Genomic DNA, 18254 nt, shown 5'->3' with positions numbered 1-18254 from the left:
GTTACAGCTGCGATTCCAGCGGTAACCAGCTGATCACCCGCGCCGTCCAACGCTTGCCGAGGCTGCTGCCGGGCTCGGCTTCGACCCAATGCGGTGGCGGCTCGCGCTGCAGCCAGCGCAGTTCATCATCAGCGCCCAGTGCCAGCCACCAGCTGTGTTCCGGGCTGGCCAGGCGCAGGTATTCCGCGCGCAGCTGCGCGCCCAGCACCGGGTCGTCGAACAGCACGCCCATCTCGGTGTTGAGATAGGCCGAACGCGGATCGAGGTTGAACGATCCGACGAACCCGCGCTGGTCGTCGACCAGCAATGCCTTGGTGTGCAGGCTGGCGCCACTGCTGCCGAACAGGCTGCTGTCACCGGTCTGGCCGCTCGCCTTCAGTTCGTACAGCTGCACGCCGGCCTTCAGCAGCGGCACCCGGTAGCCCATGTAACCACCGTGCACGGCAGCCACATCGTTGGCCGCCAGTGAGTTGGTCACCACGCCGACCTGGGCGCCACGCCCGGCCATCGCCGAAAGGCCGTCCAGCCCTTCGCTGCCGGGCACGAAGTACGGCGAGATCAACAGTGCCTTGTAGCGCGTCGACTGCAGCTGCCGGACCAGCGCGGTGACCAGCCAGTCGTCATGCGCATCGCCGTGATGCTTCATCGGTGGATCGGACAGGATCCGTACCTGCGTGCTCCAGTGCAGCGGCTCGGGGCTGGCGCGCTGGCGCTGGCGCGACTCTGCCACGCGCTGCAGGTACGGTTGCGCCTGCGCATGCAGCGCGTCCAGATCGGACTGGCGTACCAGCTGGCGCAGCTGCGCATCGGTGTAGGTCGCCAGCGCCGAGATCGGAATCGCCGCGTCGCTGTTCCAGTAGACGTCGAAGATCTGGTTGGCCTGCTGCACGGCCGGGCCGGCCACCACCAGGTCCAGGTCCTGGAAGTTCACGTCGCTGCGCGCGCTGAAATACTCCTCACCGATGTTGCGGCCACCGACGATGGCGATGCGCCCATCGGCGATCCAGCTCTTGTTGTGCATGCGGTGGTTCACGCTGAAGGCGCGTTGCACCAGCTCCAGCGTGCGGGCGATGCCGCTGCGGTTGCGGAACGGGTTGTACAGGCGAAGCTCGATGTAGGGATGCGCATCGAGCGCCATCATCAGCGCATCCTTGTCCTTGGCGTTCATGTCATCGAGCAGGATGCGCACGCGCACGCCACGTTCGGCAGCGTCGTACAGCGCCTTGGCCATCAGGTGGCCGATCAGGTCGTCGTGCCAGATGTAGTACTGCAGGTCCAGGCTGCGGCCTGCATGTTCGGTGATCATCGCGCGGGCGGCGAACGCATCCATGCCATCGCTGAGGAAGGCCACGCCGGATTGCCCCGGATGGGCAGCCTGCAGGGGCATGATCTGTCGATCGATGGGCGTCTGCGCAGGCTGCAGTGGCAACACCTGCGACGCTTCACCGCGCGCCTGCGGGGCCAGGTGGTCGGCCAGCAGCAGGCCGGACAGGACCAGCAGAAGCAGGGCGGCGATGATGATCGCGGCGACGCGCAGCAGGCGCCGCCATAGGGGTTTGCGCAGACTCATGACGCCGATGGTAGTTCCACACCGCGCGTAGATCCACGCCGCGCCTGGAAGTAGATCCACGCCATGCGTGGATGAGTCGCCATCAGTAGATCCACGCCATGCGTGGATGGAGCGCCGTGACTCAGAACCGCTCGTCGCTGCCCAGATAGCGCCACTGGCCCACGGCCAGCGGGCCCAGCGCCACCCGGCCGATGCGCAGGCGGCGTACGGCCACAACCTGCAGGCCGGCGGCCGTCACCGCAGTCCTCAGTCCCCTCGCGGTCAGCCCCTTGCCTGCAAAGCGCAGGCGCTGCTCGCTCTGCCAGCTGACCTTGGGGCCGCCTGCTTCATGCTGCAGCCGGGCCATCAGCCACGGGCCACGTTCCGGGCCGCCTTCGGCCACTTCGACCAGGTACTCCTGTTCGGTGCGGCCCAGGTTCCGCTGCAGGTGCGCCAGCACCGCCGGATCCTGGCTGACCACCACCAGCCCGTTGTCGTCGGCCGGCAGCGAGGATGCCAGCTGCAGGCCGTGGAAGTGCCGCTGCAGCGGACGGATGTCACTGGCATCCAGTTCGCTGCGGGTCTCGGTGCGGATCAGCGCGCACAGGGCATCGGCCGGCACGCCTGCCGGCTTGTGCAGCAGCATGCTGGCGCGCTCGGCCTTGCTGTCGCTGGCCTGCTCGGCCACCACGATGCTGGCGCTCTCGTCCACCGGGCGCTGCGGCTGTTCCACCACCTCGCCATCGACGCTGACCCAGCCGCCCTCGATATAGCGCCGCGCTTCACCACGCGGGATGCCGAGCAGGGCGGACAGGCGTTTGTCGAGTCGGGTCGGTTCCATGGCGAAAGGTCGGGCAGGGGGCGCGCAGTGTAGCCGCTACGCCGTTTCAGCGCTGGCCACGGTTGGCCAGCTCGGTCAGGTACAGCCGGGTATCGAACTCCAGCTGCAGGTAATCGGGCTCCATGTGCTGGCACAGCTGGTAGAAGGCCTTGTTGTGGTCGGCCTCCTTCAGATGCGCCAGTTCGTGCACCACGATCATGCGCAGGAAGGCGGCTGGCGCCTGCCGGAACACGGTGGCGATGCGGATCTCGCGGCTGGCCTTGAGCCGGCCCCCGTGCACGCGGGAAATGGCGGTGTGGGTGCCCAGGGCATGCTTGATGACTTCCAGCGTGTTGTCGTAGCAGACCTTGTTGAGCGGCACCGACTTGCGCAGATAACGGTCCTTCATGTCCCGGGTGTAGTCGTACAGCTGGCGGTCGCTGCGCACCTCATGCGGGTCCGGATAGCGCTGCTGCAGCCAAGGGCCGAGCTTGCCCTGGGCCAGCAGGTCGCTGACCTGGGCGACCAGGGGTTCGGGGTAGCCGGTGAGGTACTTCAGGACAGCCATGCAGGGGCGTCGGCGCGTCGGTAGAATGGGGCATCCAGATTACACGCGGTACGTATCGACCATGGCAAAGCCCAACGCGCTGCAGGAACAATTGCTCAAGGCCGGCCTGGCCAAGAAGTCGCAGGCCAGCGCCGCCGCGCGTGAACAGGCCAAGGCCCGCCAGGGCAAGGCCGAGTCGACCTCGGCCGAGGTCCAGCGTGAAGCTGAACGCGTCCGGGCCGAGAAGATCGAGCGTGACCGTGCGCTGGCTGCCGAGCGCAACGCGCAGGCCAAGCAGGCGGAGCGCAAGGCGCAGGCCAAGCAGATCATCAGCGCCCACGCCGTGCCTCACAAAGGCGAGGACGAGTACCGCTTCAGCGATGGCGCGGTGATCCGCACCCTGTTGATCGATACCAAGCTGCGCAAGGCGTTGTCGGTGGGCGTGCTGGTCATCGTGGCCCATGGCGACAGCTACGCGGTGCTGCCACGCGCGGCGGCTGAAAAAGTACGTGAACGCGCCCCGGAAGCCATCATCGTCGACCATGGCACGCCCGGCTCCAGCGCCGAGATTTCCACCGGCAACGCCGAGGATGACGCCTACTACGCGCAGTTCCAGGTTCCCGACGATCTGGTCTGGTAAGGCGGCGCTGAACCGGCCGCAGCGTCCGCCGGGCATGGCCCGGCGCTACCGATTGCGGCGGGGGGTATCGTCCCCATATCAGGCGACACCCCTGCGGAGGATGGCCATGGCTACCGGTTGGGCCGGAGATGGCGCGGTCCAGGACCAGATCGACGCCACCGTCGACGATGCGATTGCCCGCGCGCGGCGCCAGCTGCGCCAGGGCCCGGGCCTGGAACACTGTGAGGAATGCGACGCGCCGATTCCGTTGGCGCGGCGTCAGGCGGTGCCTGGGGTTCGGCTGTGCGTGAACTGCCAGCAGGCGCACGACGAAGAGGAACAGGCGCAGAGTGGCTACAACCGGCGCGGTAGCAAGGACAGCCAGTTGAGGTGAAGGGGGGGGCGGCAGGGCTGCGCCCTGCACCTGCAGAGGCCTTCAAACCAAGGCAAAGGCAACAGCAAAAGCTGGCATTCCGTGGGGTGGTGGGGCGGTGTCGGATTGCGGGGACGCCGCAAGTACGTCCTTGTAGGCTTGGCAGCCGCATCCATGCGGCTGACACCCCGCAATCCGACACCGCCCCACCTCTGACAGTTTTCCGGTGCCTGGTAGATCCACGCCATGCGTGGATGAATTCCGATGGAAATCGAATATTTCGATATTGGAATTTGATGAAAGAGCATCCACGCATGGCGTGGATTACAGATCGCGGAGATCTGTCGAAGGCGGGGTGGGGCCGGTGGCAGGGGCGTGAGCCGCATGGATGCGGCGACCGAGCTTACATGGACGTACTTGCAGCGGCCCCTGCCACCGGGCCCACCCCGCCATCCCACAGGAACCCAGCCTTTGCTGTTGAGGTTGCCGGCCAGCGGCCGGCACTACCGCCTCTGCAGGTGCAGGGCGCAGCCCTGCCGACCAACCCGACCTCAGCCGTCGCCCTGGATGCCGCCGGGCGCCTGCGTCGGATCGCGCCAGCGGCGCACGGTGCGCTGGAAGAACAGGTTGTTCGGCAGCTGCAGCACCGTGCCCTCGTGGCCGTCACCGGTTTCCTGCAACGTGGTGTAGATCAGGTTGACGTCGATCACCCGGCCCTTCAGTCCGGGCTTTTCGCCGTTCTCCAGCACTTCGATGTAGTCATGCAGGCGGAACGGCCGCGTGGTGAAGATCAGCAGCGTGCAGAAGATGTTGGACAGCACGCTCCAGGCCGCGAAGAACGCCACTGCGCCCACCGCAGCAAAACCGGTGAAGGCCGTCCACAACACCGAGGGGGATGCGCCGAGCAGGCTGAGGATGTACAGCACCGCGCTGAAATAGACCACGAAACTGGTGATCCGGCGCGCACCCATCACCATTTCAGGTGGCAGCGTGTAGTGATCGGCGAAGCGGCGGATCAGCCGCCGGGCCAGCACCCGCAGCAGCCAGGCGGCGAGCAGGGTGATCAGGATCTGCAGGGCGATCCCGATGTCATGCAGCCAGGGGTGGGTCCAGGCGGGCAGGTGGTCCTTCAGCGACAACATCATGGGGCGACAACATGTGACGGAAACGGGGCTTGATGTTACCCGGCGCGTGTCGACGTTTCGACCGCCTGTGCCCAGGCAAGGCAGACGAGGTCCTGTTTGTGCTGCTGCAGGCAGGCGCGGCCGCTCTCGGCACGCCAGTGCAGGGATAGGCCGAACGCCTGCAGCAGCATGCAGGCCACGATCGCCAGCAGGGCGGCGCAGGAAGGACTGGACATGGGAGGCTCCTGGCCGGGAAGGCCTGCGGGGGACCTGTGATGGATGCAGCCAGCCGCGAAAAGGTTGCAAGCAGAAAGCGCGTCGGCAGATCTAAACCTTTTTCCGGCTGGCCGCATCCAACGGATATGCTCGACACCACCATGCCCGCGCCGCCTGCCGCCACCGACGCCGTCGACGAAACCGCCTTGGTGCGTGCGGCGGCGGCCGGCGATACCGCTGCTTACGAACTGCTGTATCGGCGGCACTCGCCGCGGGTGTTTGCCTCGTTGTGGCGCCTGTGTGGCGGCCAGCAGGCACGCGCCGAGGATGCACTGCAGGAGGCGTTCCTGCAGGCATGGAAGGCACTGCCCGGCTTCCGTTTCGAGAGCAGCCTGTCCACCTGGCTGCATCGGTTGGGGGTCAACGCCGCGTTGATGGAGCTGCGCGGGCGTGCCGCCGGGCATGACCACGACAGCCTGGACGACGTTGACGGTGGGATACCAGAGATGGCGGTGCATGACGGCTGCGCCGGCACCGAACGCGATCTGGAACGCGCGTTGGCGACCCTGCCGCCGCGCGCACGTGCAGTACTGGTGCTGCACGATATCGAAGGCTGGAAACACCATGAAATCGCCGGCCAGCTGCAGATGGCGGTCGGTAGTTCCAAAGCACAGCTGCATCGCGCGCGTGGCCTGCTGCGCGCGCGCCTGGGAGACATGACATGAGTACGCACGACCCCGATCACGACCTGCTGGCGCGCCTGCGCGCCCTTCCCACTGAACGCGGCACACCGGCGGATGGCTGGGAACGCCTGTCGGCGCGGTTGCCGCCCCGCGAACCGGTTGCCGCACAGGTGCCGAAGGACAACGTGGTGGCCTTGCCACTGCGCAGCCGCCGACGCTGGTGGTTGCCGGTTGGCGCCGCACTGGCGGCCAGCCTCGCGCTCTACGCGGTGGCACCGTGGCGGCATGCACCCGAGGCGCTGCCTGCACCCAGTGGCCTGCAGCTGCAGGCCGATGCGATGACCGAACAGTACCGGCAGGCAGTGGCGTCACTGCCTGATGGCACTGCGCCGGAGTGGCAGCCCGCGCTGCATGAACTGGATCGCAGCGCGGAACAGATCCGCGCCGCGATGGCGCAGGACCCGCGTGCGCCGCACCTGCTTGGACAGCTCAAGCGCACTTACGCGCTGCGGCTGGAACTGACCCGGCAGGCGGCCTATGCCGCCGAATCCGGCTTGACGACCTGAGGAGACCCCCGATGACCCGAACCCTGATGTCCTGCTGTGTCGCGCTGCTGCTGGTGCCGGCCATGGCACTGGCCGACACCCGCATCGACGAACGCCACACGCTGGCTGCGGGCGGTCGTATCGAATTGAGCAATGTGGCCGGCAAGGTGAGCGTGCGTGGCTGGGACCGCAACGACGTGCAGCTTACCGGCACGCTCAGCGATGGCCTGCAGCTGCGCCAGGAAAAGAGTGCCAACCGGGTGCGCTGGGAGATCGAGTATCCCCGCCGCAGCAACAACGGCGGTGCCACGCTGGTGTTGAACGTGCCGCGCTCGGTGGAGCTGCTGCTGAGCACGGTCAGTGCCGACCAGGACATCAGCGGCATTGACGTGCGCCGCCTGCAGGCCGATACGGTCAGCGGCAGCCTGAGCGCGTCCGGTCGCAGTGGCGACAGCAAACTCAACACGGTCAGTGGCAGTGTCAATGCGCGACTGCAGACGCCGAAGCTGGACGTGAACACGGTCAGTGGCCGCATCGAAGCCGGCGGCGGCGTGTCGGGCGATATCGGTGCGCAGACGGTGTCCGGCCGGGTCGAGGTCGACGCCGGTCGCGTGCAGCGGCTTGCGGTGGAAACCGTGTCGGGCAGCATCGACCTGTCGGCGACGGCGCTGGCGCCGGGCGGACGCATCAACGTGGAGTCGGTCAGTGCATCGGTCAGCCTGCGCCTGCCGCGCACGGTGTCGGCGCAGCTGTCGGTGAACAGCTTCAGCGGGTCGATCAACAGCGACGCCGGCAAGGTCGAGCGGCCGCGCTATGGGCCGGGCAGCAGCCTGGATGCCCGCCTGGGCAGCGGCGACGGCGATATCCGCGTGCAGTCGCACTCGGGCAGTGTGCAGGTACGCCTGGACCGCTGAGCGCGGCCCGGCAGGCCGCGGCGGCAGCGCCGCCGCGGTCGGGGGTGGGTCAGCTGGCTTTCTTCAGCGCCCAGGTGGTACCGAGAACTTCAATCTTGCCACCGCTCTTGCGGAACGCGGCCAGGTCGGAGGCGATCGAGTCGCTGTTGACCACGGTGCTGGCGGATGCGCCCTTGCGTTCGCTGCGGATGCTGTTGCTGGCCTTCGCGGGGGTCTTTGCCTTGCGGGGCATGGTTGCTCCTGTCAGGTGGAAGGGGAGGAAAGCGCGCAGGACTCAGCCTGGCGCAGGTAGTCCTGCCGCTCGCGGCGGCAGTCGTCGCCGCCCATCGAGAACTGGCGGCAGATCGCCGGGCGCTGCGAATAGATCGTGCAGCGCAGGTGATACGGATCGATCGCCGCGCACCAGCCTTCCTCGTTGCGCGCCATCACGGCACGGCCGTGGGCGTCGCGCGACAGGAACTGGCCGGGCACGTGGTCGCCGGGCTGCAGCAGGACCGGCAACCGGCAACAGACCGCGTCACAACGGCGGCAGTCGATGGGTGCTGGTTCAGCGTCAGGTTGTACGGCCACAGGGGCCTGGCGGGTGCCCAAAGCGGGTCTCGATGGCGGCTCGGGTAGTACGCGGACCATGATCGAGCCAGAGGGCATGGTCGCCAGACCCGCTGGGCGGGTCAGGCTGCACCATGGGTACACACACCGGCGAGGCCAGCGGAAGGTGCAGGGGTTTTCTAGCCGGCCAAGGGTAGCTCAGACCGCGTAACGTTTTGTTAATCCCGGCTGGCTGCCGCCAGCGCAAGGCCCTGGACGACTCCCAGCGAGGGCTCGCCGTGGACCATCCGGGCGCCCGGGAACGCCTCGGCAGCGGCCTGACGCAGGTAGCCGGCGCGGGACATGCCGCCGGTCAGGAACACCGCGTCCGGGTCGCCGCCGATGTCACTGCGGACCTGGGCGAGCAGCTCGCGGATCTGGGTCAGGTAGCCATGGGCGGCAGCGGCCAGACCGTCGGCGCTGTTGTCCACGTGCAGGTCGCGCGCGATGTAGTCCAGCGTGCTGCGATGCTCGCTGGTGCCGCTGAGGGCGATCTTGGCGCGCTCGACATCGCGGTACAGGCGGGCGGTGTTGCCGGTGTCCTGCAGTGCCTGCAGGCGCGCGCCCCAGGGAGCGTCGACGTTGTCGTAGCTGTGCTGGCGGAATTCGCGCTGGCGGGTCATGTCCTGCACGGTGGCCGCTTCCACATAGTGGTGGGTGGGCACGCGGGTGATGCCACGGCCGAACAGCGGCATGTAACCGGACAGGCTCAGGGCCAGGTCGATATCGGTACCACCGCGGGCGATACCCCAGGCGCGGTGGATGCGTGGCGCTTCGCTGCCGCCCACTTCGGCGTGCGCGATATCGGTGGTGCCGCCGCCGATATCGACGATCACCGCCTGATGGCGATCGCTGCTTTCAGCGTGGTAATGCATGGCTGCGGCGGCGGGCTCTTCAAGGAAGTCGATCTGGTCGAAGCCGGCCTGGCTGGCCGCTTCGCGCAGGATGTCCAGGGCCTGGTCGTTGCCGGCCTCACCGATCGAACTGCGGAACTGCACCGGGCGGCCGAGCAGGGCGCTGCGCAGCGGCTGGCCGAGCTGGGCGCTGGCGGTCAAGCGGATGTGTTCGAGGATGTGCGCGGCGATGCCGGTGATGGTCTGGCGCGCGCGCGGATGCAGGTTGTAGCCGAGCATGGACTTCGGGCTCTGCACGAGGTTGCCTTCGTGCTCCTCGAAGTACGCTTCCAGCGCATCGTCGCCATAGACCGCGTTCTGCAGCAGGTCGCTGGCGCTGCGTTCCTTTCCAGCGCGAGCCTCCATCCACTCCCGGCGCAGGGCGCGCAATGCCTCGCGGCGCAGGGCCTGTGGCGTGCGTTCCTGGCCAGCGGCGCGGGCTGCACGGGCGGCGCTGTCGATCAGCTGCTGCAGTTCGTGTTCCTGCCCGGCGTCGAGCTGGAAATCGTCCGGGTCGGGTACCACGCCGGGGAAGTACACGCTGGTACGGAACTGTTCGGCCTCGCCGAAGCGGATCGGCAGCAGCTTCCCATCACGCACGATGGCGGCGGCGGAGTTGCTGGTACCGAAGTCGATGCCGAGGCGCATGGGGGAGGTCCGGGGACGATCAGGGGCCGCGCACTCTGCTGGAGTTTGCCGCGCGCTGCAAGTTCCGGTGCCTCCCTTGTGCGGGGCGGGCCAGCCCCCCACCCGGGCCGCCGCCGGAAAATGAACGAAAAGGCCGGGCGGTTACAATGGCGGCTGTTGATTCATTTTGAGGTACTTGCGATGTCTTCTGTTCCCGCCTGCCCGCAGTGCACCCTGGAAAACACCTATGCCGATGGCGCGCTGTGGATCTGCGCCGACTGCGGCTTCGAGTGGACGGCCGAAGAAGGTGCTGGCTCGACCCTGGTCGTGCGTGACAGCAACGGCAATACCCTGCAGACCGGCGACACCGTCACCGTGATCAAGGACCTGAAGGTCAAGGGCTCTTCGATCCCGCTCAAGCAGGGCACCGTCATCCGCAACATCCGCCTGGTTGAAGACGATGCCGAACACATCGAAGGCAACTCGGACAAGATCAAGGGGCTGGTGCTGAAGACCTGCTTCCTCAAGAAGGCCTGATCGCGCCTCAGCGCTTGGCCTGCTGCGCCCGCCAGCGGGCCAGGCTGTCCAGCTTGGCCTGGTAGCGGGCCTGCTGGGTTGAACCGCCCAGTTCCTGCGCCCGCAGCAGTTCGCGGTCTGCACGCTGCAGCCGGCCGGTCAGGAAATACACCCGCGCCAGGCCGAAGTGGAACTGGTGCGCGGTGTCGTACAGACTCACCGCCCGCCGGTAGTACGTGATCGCCTTGTCCAGGTCGCCAGCGCGTTCGGCCTGGGCGCCCTGCATGTACTGCGCGAACGGATCCTCGCGCTGCACCGACTGCAGTTTCTTCTGCATCGACTGCGCCTGCGCGGTCATGCCGAGCTTGCGATAGAGCGCACTGGCGTTGTTCAGCGCCGCGCTCTGGCGGCCGTCCAGGCGCAGGGCGGTGTCCAGCGCAGTGCGAGCTCCCTGGTCGTCACCCAGACGGTTGTCGAGCACGCCGATGTTGTTCCATGTCGAGGCGAAGCTTGGGTCCTGCGCCAGCGCGGCATCGAAGAAGGCACGCGCGCCGCTCAGGTCGCCGTCGGCCAGATGTTCCGCGCCACGGTTGTTGTAGTAGTGCGCCAGCGCCCGCTCACGGCCGATGGGTTGCGGCCCATGGCGGTCGTACAGCACGTTGCGGTCCAGGTCGACGGTGCCGTAGCGGCCGCCGACATCCACGCCAGCGTTGACGTGCCCGACGTTGTAGACCACGCCCTGATCCTGGTCCTGGTACCACGACACTACCTGGCCGACTTCCTGCACCCGCGCCTGGATGCCGGCCTCACGGGCGAGGGTGACGAACAGCAGGGTGAAGGCGAGGCAGTTGGCGCGCTGGTGCTGCCAGATCTCGCTGACGGTGTAGGTCGCATCGGCGTCGTACTGCAGGTCCAGGCCGTGCTGGCTGAAGATCATTTCCACCAGCGCCTGCAGGCGCTGATCGCGCGAGTAACTGCGGCTGATCACCTGCTTCTGCAGCATCTCGCGCATCGCCGGCGGGATCGCGAACACCTGTTCGGGCGTCGGCACGCTGGCGGCGGTGACCTTTACGGTGGAGATGGTCGGGATGGCGGGCGCAGGAGCCGCAGCATCCTGCGCGGACAGGGCTGGCGCGCCGAGTGCGGCCAGTGACAGGAGAAAGCATCGAGCGGCAAGACGGCGCATGACGGTTTCCGGCAGCGGCGGGCGCTCCCGCCTGCAGCCAGTGTAGACCTGCATGTGGCGGTCCGCATCCACTGGCGATCAGCGCGTCGATCATCCACAGCCGGTGTGGACTAGCGCGCGACAAACCTGTGGACAACTGCTGCCGGGCCTTGCCTGGCGCGGCGCGTGAAATGATGGTGAAAAAATAGCCAGCTTGCCCGGCGTTGCCAAGGGCGGGATCATCCACGCATGGACTTCGCCCCGCTGACCCTCGCTCCCGCGCACTGGCAGGCACTGCAGGATGCCTATGCGACGCCGCCGCGCGCCTACCACCACTTCGGCCACGTGCGCGCGGTCCTGCAGCATTGCCAGGCGGTGGCCGAGGGGCCGGGCTGGCAGCAGCCGGCCGAGGTCTATCTGGCAGCGCTGTACCACGATGCGGTCTACCAGGCCGGGCGCAAGGACAACGAGGCAAAGTCGGCCGCGCTGGCACTGCAGGCCATCGCGGACTCACCGGAGCTGGCATCGGTGGACGCCGGCCGGGTCGAGCAGTTGATCCTGCTTACCGCCCGCCATGGCGAGCTGGGCCCGGCCGATGTCGATGCCGAAGCCGCGTTGTTCCTGGATTGCGACATGGCGATCCTGGCGGCGCCGGAAGCGGTGTTCTCCGCCTACGACCGTGGCGTGGCCGAAGAGTACAAGGGCGTGGTGCCCGGCTTCCTGTACCGCGCCGGGCGCCGCCGCTTTCTGCAGGGGCTGCTGCGCGCGCCGCGGATCTTCCTCAGCGACTTTTTCGACCAGCGGCTTGATGCTGCCGCGCGGGCCAACCTGCGCCGTCAACTGGGCGCCTGAGCGCGCCGCTACACTATCCACCTGCAACCGCGTGGTGTTGTTTCCAGCCGTGACCGTCTCCGATACCCCTGCCGATCCCCGTCCGCTGCCGCCGGAAGAACCCGGCCCCAACGAATGCTGCGGCAGTGGCTGCCCGCTGTGCGTGCTCGACCTGTACAGCGAGGAGCTGCAGCGTTACCGCAAGGCGCTGGCTGAGTGGAAGGCGCGGCATCCGGACGCCGACCCATGAGTCGTGCCCGTCCAGCCGCGATGCTGGCGCTGGTGGCACTGCTGTTGTTCGTGGCGACCGCGTTGTGGACGCAGTTCGCGCGTGCGGATCTGGATTGGGTGAAGGCTACCCTGAGCCTGTACCTGCATGGGCCGTGGGGCTTGGCGCTACGCACGGCCTATTGCCTGCTGGCACTGGCCATCGCCGTGCTCGGCATCGCGTTGTACCGGTACAGCGTGGGGCCACGGCGCAGCGCAGCGGCACCGTTGCTGTTCTGCGTGGCTGCCGGCGGCCTCGCCACCGTTGCCATCGGTGACAGCTGGCTTCCCGAGGCAACACCGTTGCTGGCACCGCTGATCCACGGGCTGGCCGCCAATACCGCCTTCCTGTGCGCCAGCGTGGGCATGCTGCTGCAGGCCTGGTACCTGCGCCGTGAGCCGGGCTGGCGAGGCAGTGCGGCACTGCTGTGGGGCTGGGCATGGCTGGCCTTCGTGCTGCTGTGGATGCACGTGCTCTGGCGTGGTGGCCCACCGCGCGGGTTGGGGCAGAAACTGGTGATCGCGGTGATCGTCGGCTGGTTGATCTGGCTGGCGCTGGCGTTGTATCGCCGCGGGCGTGACGCCGGCACCCGCTGAATCGACCACCTGCTGTGTTGCAGGACGCCTGCACCGGTACGTGCCGTGCACGCAGCGGCGGCGTATCGTGTGCGCATTCCAACGGGATGCGAAACGATGCGTGCAGGGCTGGGCAGGGCGATGGGACTGGTGTTGGCGCTGGCGGCGTTGCCAGCGGTGGCGGCAGTGCAGCAGGTCAGCCACGGACGCTTCGATCAGGTACCGGTGCATGTGCCGGCCGGGGCGCCACAGCGGGTGGTGATCTGGTTCCATGACGGCGCTGATGCCGGCCGCAGCCCGATCGAAGCGCTGCGTGCCGATGGTGCGCTGGTCGCATCGGTGGATGTGGCCCACCTGCGCGGCGTGCTCAAGCGCGAAGGCAACAGCAGTTGCGCGTTCGGGGCGGGCGATGTCGAGAATTTCTCGCGTTGGGTGCAGGCATTCCTGCATCTGCCGGGGTATCACCTGCCGTTGGTCGGTGGCAGCGGCGAAGGCGCCGAACTGGCCTATGCGCTGGCAGCGCAGGCCGACACCCAGGTCTTTGCCGGCCTGTTGACCTCGGGTTTCTGCCCGGCCCACATGCACGAGCGCATGGTCTGCGGCGATGGCGTGAAGCACGACCGCCTGCAGCCCAGTGAACTGAATTTCCCGTGGTTGAACGCGGCCGGTGCGCCGGGGTGTTCATCCAACAGTGCAGGCCCGTTTGTGCAGCAGGTTGCGATGGCCCGTGAATTCAAGCGCACCGTCGCCGGCGATGCGACACCGGGGCTGGTGGCAGCGGCCCGGGTGATCGGCGCGCAGGCCGGGGTCGCGCTGGCACCGCCGCCGGATGCCCTGAAGGGTTTGCCGGTAGTGGAGGTGCCGGCGCAGGGCAGCGGTGACACGTTGGCGGTGTTCGTTTCCGGCGATGGTGGCTGGGCCGGCCTGGACAAGGATGTAGCGGGTGCCCTGGCCGAACATGGCGTGGCGGTGGTTGGCCTCGATTCGCTGCGTTACTTCTGGAGCGAACGCACGCCGCAGGGATTCGCTGTCGATCTGCAGAAGATCATCGGCCACTACCGCCAGCAATGGCAGCGCGACAAGGTGATGTTGATCGGCTTCTCGCAGGGTGCCGATGTGCTGCCGGCCACCATCAACCAGCTGGATGCAGGCACCCGCGCCAGCCTCGAGCGCATCGTGCTGCTGTCGGTGGGCAAGAACGCTGACTTTGAATTCCATGTCAGCAACTGGCTGGGCGGTGGCGGCGGTGGTCTGCCGATCGCGCCGGAAGTGGCCAAGCTGCCGGCGGACAGGACCCTGTGCGTATACGGCGACAAGGACGAGGACGCGCTATGCCCCGATCTGCCGGGCAACGATGGCGTGCACAAGGTCAAGCTGCCGGGCGACCATCACTTCGGCGGCGACTACGATCGCTTGGCCGAGGTGATCCTCAAGGGCGGCGCGTAGGCCCCTGGTAGACGCCGACCTTGGTCGGCGCTGCGGCTTGGACCATCACGGAAGGGAGCGTGTCGACCAAGGTCGATATCTACCGGGCGGCAGGTAGCGCCGGGCCATGCCCGGCGGATCGTGACCTCAATTCCGCCGCGGGTCCAGCGAGATCAGCCGCGTGGCATCCAGCAGCGCGGCCGGCAGGTGCATGCCGCCGGGCGCGGCCAGGTAGCGCGGTCGCCACTGCGGATCGAACTTCGACTTGAACCTGCGCAGGCCACTGAAGCCATAAAAGCGCTCGCCGTGTCGTGCGAGCAGGCCTGCCAGGCGGTTCCAGCGACCGGCCAGGCGGTGCTGGGCCAGGCCGGACAACGGTGCCATGCCCAGCGAGAATCGCGCATACCCCTGCGCGCGGCCCCACAGGAACAGCTCGATGAACAGGAAATCCATCGTGCCCTTCGGTGCGTCGCTGACGTGACGCATCAGATCCACTGATAGTTCAGCGCCGGCCGGTGCCTGCCACAGGTTGGCAAAGGCCACGATCCGGCCTTCGGCTTCGACCAGGGCGATCGGGAAACGCACGAGATAGTCCGGGTCGTAGCTGCCCAGCGAGAAGCCCTTCTCGTCGCCGGACTTGTCGTCCAGCCACGCGTTGGAAATGGCATGCAGGCGTGGCAGCAGGGCAGGGATCTCTTCCGCCGGTGCAACGCGGAAGGACAGCCCACCGCGTTTGCCGCGGTTCCAGGCTTGCCGCAGGTCGGCACGCTCACGGCCTTCCAGGCCGAAGTCGTGCAGCGGCACCATGGCCTCTTCACCCAGCTTGACCAGACCCAGCCCGAGATCGAGATAGGTCTGCCAATACGCTTCACCCACCTGGTAGAACACCGGGCGCAGGCCGAGCCGGTCGGCTTCCTCGCGGAAGCGCCAGATCAATGCACGCGCCACCTCGGGCGGCCCGACCGGGTCGCCCATCGCGATCAGCGAGCCGCCGTAGCGCTGCATCATCACAAAGCCCTTGTGTTCCGCATCGCGCAGCACCGCCTTGTCGGCGGTCAGCACCAGGCAGGCCTGGGTGTCGGTAGCGTCGGCCAGCACCGGTGCCAGCGCCTGCAGGGTTGCGTCATCGGCAGGCGGCAGCGGGCTGCGCGTGCTGTGCAGCAACCGCGCCAGCCCGAACATCACCAGTGCCATCGCCACCAGCAGCAGCGCACGCAGCGCGCGCGGTGCATTGCCGGACACCGCGAACTGCCACCACAGCTCGTTCTGGTATTCGACATGGCTGTAAGTGAAGAACAGCAGCCACGTCACCGCCACCAGCACCAGGCCGAGGTTGCGCAGCCAGGGCCACGACCAGGCTTCGTCCAGCAGCGCGCCCTGGCGATAGAACTCGCGCCGCGCCGCCCACAGCGCCATCGCCACCAGCAACGCCGACAGGGCGATCAGCGGTTGGCCGCCGCGCAGCCAGATCGGCAGCGGCGCGATCACGCAGATCGCCATCGCCAGCATCCAGGCCGCGTGGCTGCGGCGGGCCAGGCCCTGGCCGATCAGCAGCAGGGCGACGCCGCCCAGGCTGCCGATCAGGTGCGAGGTTTCCAGGATCGGCAGCGAGGCATTGATCAGGTGCCGCCGTGGTGTGGGCAGGGTGCCGTCGATGACCAGCGCGGCGCCAACGCTGAAGGCGGCCAGCGCGATGATCTGCGGCAACCACGGACGCAGCGCATACCAGCCGGCGCGGGTTGCGCCTGCGCTGGCCTGCAGCGGTTGCCGCAGCGCGGGTGCCAGTGCCAGCACGGTTGCCAGCAGCAGCGGCAGCACGTAGTAGCTGACGCGGTAGATCAATGCCGCCGCCAGCACCGCCGCGGGCGCCACCTGCGGCAGCAGCTTCAGCAGGCTCCACTCGAACACGCCCAGGCCGGCCGGCACGGTGGAGACCAGGCCAGCCAGCACGGCCACCAGGTACAGGCCGACGAAACCGGGCAGGCCGGTCGGCGTGGAATCCGGCAGCAGCACGTAGAACGCCGCACTGGCCAGCACCAGCTCGACCACGCTGAGCACGGTGACACCCAACATGGTGCGTCGGTCCGGCAGCCACAGGCCATGGCCGAAGATGCGGAACTGACGACCGTCGCGGCCGACCAGGATGAAGGTGGCCGCAAAGGCGATCAGCGCGACGATGCCGACCACGCGTACCGCCGAAGGGTCCAGCGGCAGCGCAAGCGCGGCCGCGGCCGGCTCCATGCACAGCGCCACACCGATCAGCAGCCACGCGCCGAAGATGAAGCCCAGCGTGCTCATCAGCACTACCTGGCCGATCTGCGCCAGGTCCAGGCCGGCACTGCGGTAGCCACGCAGGCGCACGGCACCACCGGTGAGTGCGGCAAAGCCCACGGTCTGGCCCAGGGTGTGGGCCAGGAACGCGGTGATGCCGATCCGTGCCGGGTGCACGCGGATGCCGCTGCGGCGCAGGCCGATTGCATCGAAGCCGATCAGGCACGCGTAGCTGGCCAGGCCGAGCAGCACGGTGAGCGCGATCTGGGCACCGCTGAGCTGGCGGAAGGCCTGGCGGATCGCGCGATAGCCGTGCTCATCGAATTCCCCGGCCAGCCCGTGCAGGGCCAGCGCCAGGATCAACAATGGAACGACGATGGTGACGACCCGCTTCCAGGTCGGGGCAGCGGCGGCAGGGACGGAATCGGTAGGGGCGGTCATCGGCGCAAGGGTGCGTCAGTAAGGGCGAGGGCGGTGTCAACGCAGGGCGTCGCGCATCGTGCGCCTGCCAGCGCGGTTTGACCAGCGGTACGGCTGTGCCGCCGGTGGCGGTATTCAGTGGCCGCACCGGGCACACACTTCCCACGCCGGCTGGGTGAGAATGCAGTTCAGACCACCCGCAGGAGCCACGCCCATGATGGAGCGTTACGACGTCGGACCGCGCATGTCCGAGATGACCGTGTACAACAAGGTCGCCTACCTTTCCGGCCAGATTCCGGAAGACACCAGCCAGGACATCACCGGGCAGACCCGTCAGGTACTGGCCGAGATCGACAAGCTGCTGGCGCTGGTGGCCAGTGACCGCCAGCACGTGCTGCGTGCGGAGATCTTCCTGGCCGACATGGCTGACTTCGAAGGCATGAACAAGGCGTGGGACGAGTGGGTGGTGGAGGGCGCGACCCCGGCCCGCGCCACCGTCGAAGCCAAGCTCGCGCATGCCGAATGGAAGGTCGAGATCATCGTGACGGCGGCCGTGCCGTAATGACCGGACAGGGGTCAGATCCCTTTTACTCCGGAAAAGGGATCTGACCCCGTTTGCCGGGGGGCTGACGCTGCAACATCCGTTACAGCGGCGGCTGCAGTCGTGAGCTTGCCTGCGCGCACAAGGCCACGCAGGCAAGCATCAAGCCTTCCATGACCCGGTCGCCGACGTATTCTTCCGGCGCCCCATTCTGCCGGGCGCGTTCGGCGGCCAGCATGACCTCCTGCACCACCCGCAGCCCGGCCAGCGCGCAGTCGGCATCGGCCAGTTCCATGCACCGGCTGGGAAGTTGATGCCGTTCCGGCCACGCTTGGCCATCGGCCGCCGCGCCGGTGCCGATGCGGCGCAAGGTTGCAACCAGCGTAGTGGGATCATGCGCTGGTGACGGTTCAGTGTCCTCGCCGGCGTCTGCCGGGCCGAGGTAAGCGTGCAGATGGGGGAAATCCGATGCGTTCATGGCAAGGCTCCGTGCAGGACAGACGGTAGCCGCCACTCAAAGGTGGCGGACGGAGACGTGGCTCGAAAACCGGTGTCGAACGCTCCGGCTGGCCCGAAGACCCCCACGCCCCGCCCGCCATAGCCGGCAGACGGATTGCCAGCCGGCGCCACGCAAGGTGACGCCGGCTGGCAAGCGTAAACAACGTTCGACAAAACGGGTTTTCGAAGCCCGGCCACCCTTTTCCGGTGGCTCACCATCTGTAAACCTGCTGCTGCGCAATGCCA

General features: G+C 67.7%; 22 protein-coding genes. 11 read left to right on the top strand and 11 right to left on the bottom strand.

Features of this window, described 5'->3' with window-relative positions:
* Window position 1: 1 nt before the first annotated feature.
* From H3005_RS19415 to H3005_RS19405, 3 genes are all read right to left on the bottom strand, one after another.
* Complete coding sequence (locus H3005_RS19415) at window positions 2-1570, bottom strand: phospholipase D family protein (protein WP_191078814.1); 1569 nt, start codon at window positions 1568-1570, stop codon at window positions 2-4.
* Window positions 1571-1691: 121 nt separating this feature from the next.
* Complete coding sequence (locus H3005_RS19410; RefSeq protein WP_100461343.1) at window positions 1692-2390, bottom strand: RNA pseudouridine synthase; 699 nt, start codon at window positions 2388-2390, stop codon at window positions 1692-1694.
* Between the two features lie 46 nt (window positions 2391-2436).
* Window positions 2437-2937 (bottom strand): M48 family metallopeptidase, encoded by a 501-nt coding sequence (locus tag H3005_RS19405; protein ID WP_191078813.1) that lies wholly within the window; start codon window positions 2935-2937, stop codon window positions 2437-2439.
* A gap of 61 nt (window positions 2938-2998) precedes the next feature.
* Between H3005_RS19405 and H3005_RS19400 the strand changes: the two genes are divergently transcribed.
* The gene (locus tag H3005_RS19400; protein ID WP_100554171.1) at window positions 2999-3556 is read left to right on the top strand and encodes a DUF2058 domain-containing protein; all 558 of its coding nucleotides are present in this window, start codon (window positions 2999-3001) and stop codon (window positions 3554-3556) included.
* 106 nt (window positions 3557-3662) lie between these two features.
* Window positions 3663-3929 carry a DksA/TraR family C4-type zinc finger protein gene (locus H3005_RS19395; RefSeq protein ID WP_025879161.1) on the top strand — a complete coding sequence of 89 codons (267 nt, stop codon included), beginning with the start codon at window positions 3663-3665 and terminating at the stop codon, window positions 3927-3929.
* Between the two features lie 530 nt (window positions 3930-4459).
* On the opposite strand, the gene H3005_RS19390 is transcribed toward H3005_RS19395, so the two are convergent.
* Together H3005_RS19390 and H3005_RS19385 are read right to left on the bottom strand one after the other, a co-directional pair.
* Entirely contained in the window at window positions 4460-5053 is a 594-nt protein-coding gene (locus H3005_RS19390) for a mechanosensitive ion channel family protein (RefSeq protein ID WP_080353823.1), read from the bottom strand.
* A gap of 35 nt (window positions 5054-5088) precedes the next feature.
* Entirely contained in the window at window positions 5089-5268 is a 180-nt protein-coding gene (locus H3005_RS19385) for a hypothetical protein (RefSeq protein WP_100553187.1), read from the bottom strand.
* 126 nt (window positions 5269-5394) lie between these two features.
* On the opposite strand from H3005_RS19385, the gene H3005_RS19380 reads away from it, so the two are divergent.
* From H3005_RS19380 to H3005_RS19370, 3 genes are read left to right on the top strand one after another with little or no spacing between them, the layout of a single operon-like run.
* Complete coding sequence (locus H3005_RS19380; protein WP_191078812.1) at window positions 5395-5973, top strand: sigma-70 family RNA polymerase sigma factor; 579 nt, start codon at window positions 5395-5397, stop codon at window positions 5971-5973.
* Window positions 5970-6497, top strand: coding sequence for a hypothetical protein (locus tag H3005_RS19375; protein WP_191078811.1), 528 nt, complete (start codon window positions 5970-5972; stop codon window positions 6495-6497). Before H3005_RS19380 ends, H3005_RS19375 begins: the two co-directional genes overlap by 4 nt.
* A gap of 11 nt (window positions 6498-6508) precedes the next feature.
* On the top strand, window positions 6509-7390 hold the full coding sequence (locus tag H3005_RS19370) for a DUF4097 family beta strand repeat-containing protein (protein ID WP_191078810.1): 882 nt from the start codon (window positions 6509-6511) through the stop codon (window positions 7388-7390).
* 49 nt (window positions 7391-7439) lie between these two features.
* Here the strand turns inward: H3005_RS19370 and H3005_RS19365 are convergent, their stop codons facing one another.
* The 3 genes from H3005_RS19365 to H3005_RS19355 form a co-directional block, all read right to left on the bottom strand.
* Window positions 7440-7622 carry a hypothetical protein gene (locus H3005_RS19365; protein ID WP_025879072.1) on the bottom strand — a complete coding sequence of 61 codons (183 nt, stop codon included), beginning with the start codon at window positions 7620-7622 and terminating at the stop codon, window positions 7440-7442.
* An 11-nt stretch (window positions 7623-7633) separates the two neighbouring features.
* On the bottom strand, window positions 7634-7927 hold the full coding sequence (locus H3005_RS19360) for a YkgJ family cysteine cluster protein (RefSeq protein ID WP_051501656.1): 294 nt from the start codon (window positions 7925-7927) through the stop codon (window positions 7634-7636).
* 230 nt (window positions 7928-8157) lie between these two features.
* Window positions 8158-9519: an Hsp70 family protein gene (locus H3005_RS19355; RefSeq protein ID WP_191078809.1), complete on the bottom strand. Its 1362-nt coding sequence runs from the start codon at window positions 9517-9519 to the stop codon at window positions 8158-8160.
* Window positions 9520-9699: 180 nt separating this feature from the next.
* Here H3005_RS19355 and H3005_RS19350 point away from each other — a divergent pair, with 180 nt between their 5' ends.
* Complete coding sequence (locus H3005_RS19350) at window positions 9700-10035, top strand: zinc ribbon domain-containing protein YjdM (RefSeq protein ID WP_099818962.1); 336 nt, start codon at window positions 9700-9702, stop codon at window positions 10033-10035.
* 7 nt (window positions 10036-10042) lie between these two features.
* On the opposite strand, the gene H3005_RS19345 is transcribed toward H3005_RS19350, so the two are convergent.
* Window positions 10043-11200, bottom strand: a complete 1158-nt coding sequence (locus H3005_RS19345; RefSeq protein WP_191078808.1) for a tetratricopeptide repeat protein — start codon at window positions 11198-11200, stop codon at window positions 10043-10045.
* Window positions 11201-11428: 228 nt separating this feature from the next.
* Between H3005_RS19345 and H3005_RS19340 the strand changes: the two genes are divergently transcribed.
* The 4 genes from H3005_RS19340 (at window position 11429) to H3005_RS19325 (ending at window position 14299) form a co-directional block, all read left to right on the top strand.
* A complete protein-coding gene (locus tag H3005_RS19340) occupies window positions 11429-12031 on the top strand; it encodes a hypothetical protein (protein ID WP_127564650.1) in 603 nt (200 codons plus the stop codon).
* Window positions 12032-12080: 49 nt separating this feature from the next.
* Window positions 12081-12260 carry an oxidoreductase-like domain-containing protein gene (locus H3005_RS19335; protein ID WP_191078834.1) on the top strand — a complete coding sequence of 60 codons (180 nt, stop codon included), beginning with the start codon at window positions 12081-12083 and terminating at the stop codon, window positions 12258-12260.
* On the top strand, window positions 12257-12874 hold the full coding sequence (locus H3005_RS19330; RefSeq protein ID WP_191078807.1) for a DUF998 domain-containing protein: 618 nt from the start codon (window positions 12257-12259) through the stop codon (window positions 12872-12874). Before H3005_RS19335 ends, H3005_RS19330 begins: the two co-directional genes overlap by 4 nt.
* Before the next feature lie 96 nt (window positions 12875-12970).
* The gene (locus tag H3005_RS19325; RefSeq protein WP_331273781.1) at window positions 12971-14299 is read left to right on the top strand and encodes an AcvB/VirJ family lysyl-phosphatidylglycerol hydrolase; all 1329 of its coding nucleotides are present in this window, start codon (window positions 12971-12973) and stop codon (window positions 14297-14299) included.
* A 126-nt stretch (window positions 14300-14425) separates the two neighbouring features.
* On the opposite strand, the gene mprF is transcribed toward H3005_RS19325, so the two are convergent.
* Window positions 14426-16990: a bifunctional lysylphosphatidylglycerol flippase/synthetase MprF gene (gene mprF, locus H3005_RS19320; RefSeq protein ID WP_191078806.1), complete on the bottom strand. Its 2565-nt coding sequence runs from the start codon at window positions 16988-16990 to the stop codon at window positions 14426-14428.
* A gap of 193 nt (window positions 16991-17183) precedes the next feature.
* Here mprF and H3005_RS19315 point away from each other — a divergent pair, with 193 nt between their 5' ends.
* Complete coding sequence (locus H3005_RS19315; RefSeq protein ID WP_025879081.1) at window positions 17184-17531, top strand: RidA family protein; 348 nt, start codon at window positions 17184-17186, stop codon at window positions 17529-17531.
* Window positions 17532-17613: 82 nt separating this feature from the next.
* Here the strand turns inward: H3005_RS19315 and H3005_RS19310 are convergent, their stop codons facing one another.
* Window positions 17614-17988, bottom strand: coding sequence for a hypothetical protein (locus H3005_RS19310; RefSeq protein ID WP_191078805.1), 375 nt, complete (start codon window positions 17986-17988; stop codon window positions 17614-17616).
* Window positions 17989-18254 lie beyond the last annotated feature (266 nt).

The organism is Stenotrophomonas sp. Br8 (assembly GCF_014763005.1).
Lineage (GTDB): Bacteria > Pseudomonadota > Gammaproteobacteria > Xanthomonadales > Xanthomonadaceae > Stenotrophomonas > Stenotrophomonas lactitubi.
Note: the sequence above shows the minus strand (reverse complement) of the source record. Positions and strands in the feature narration are given on the sequence as shown.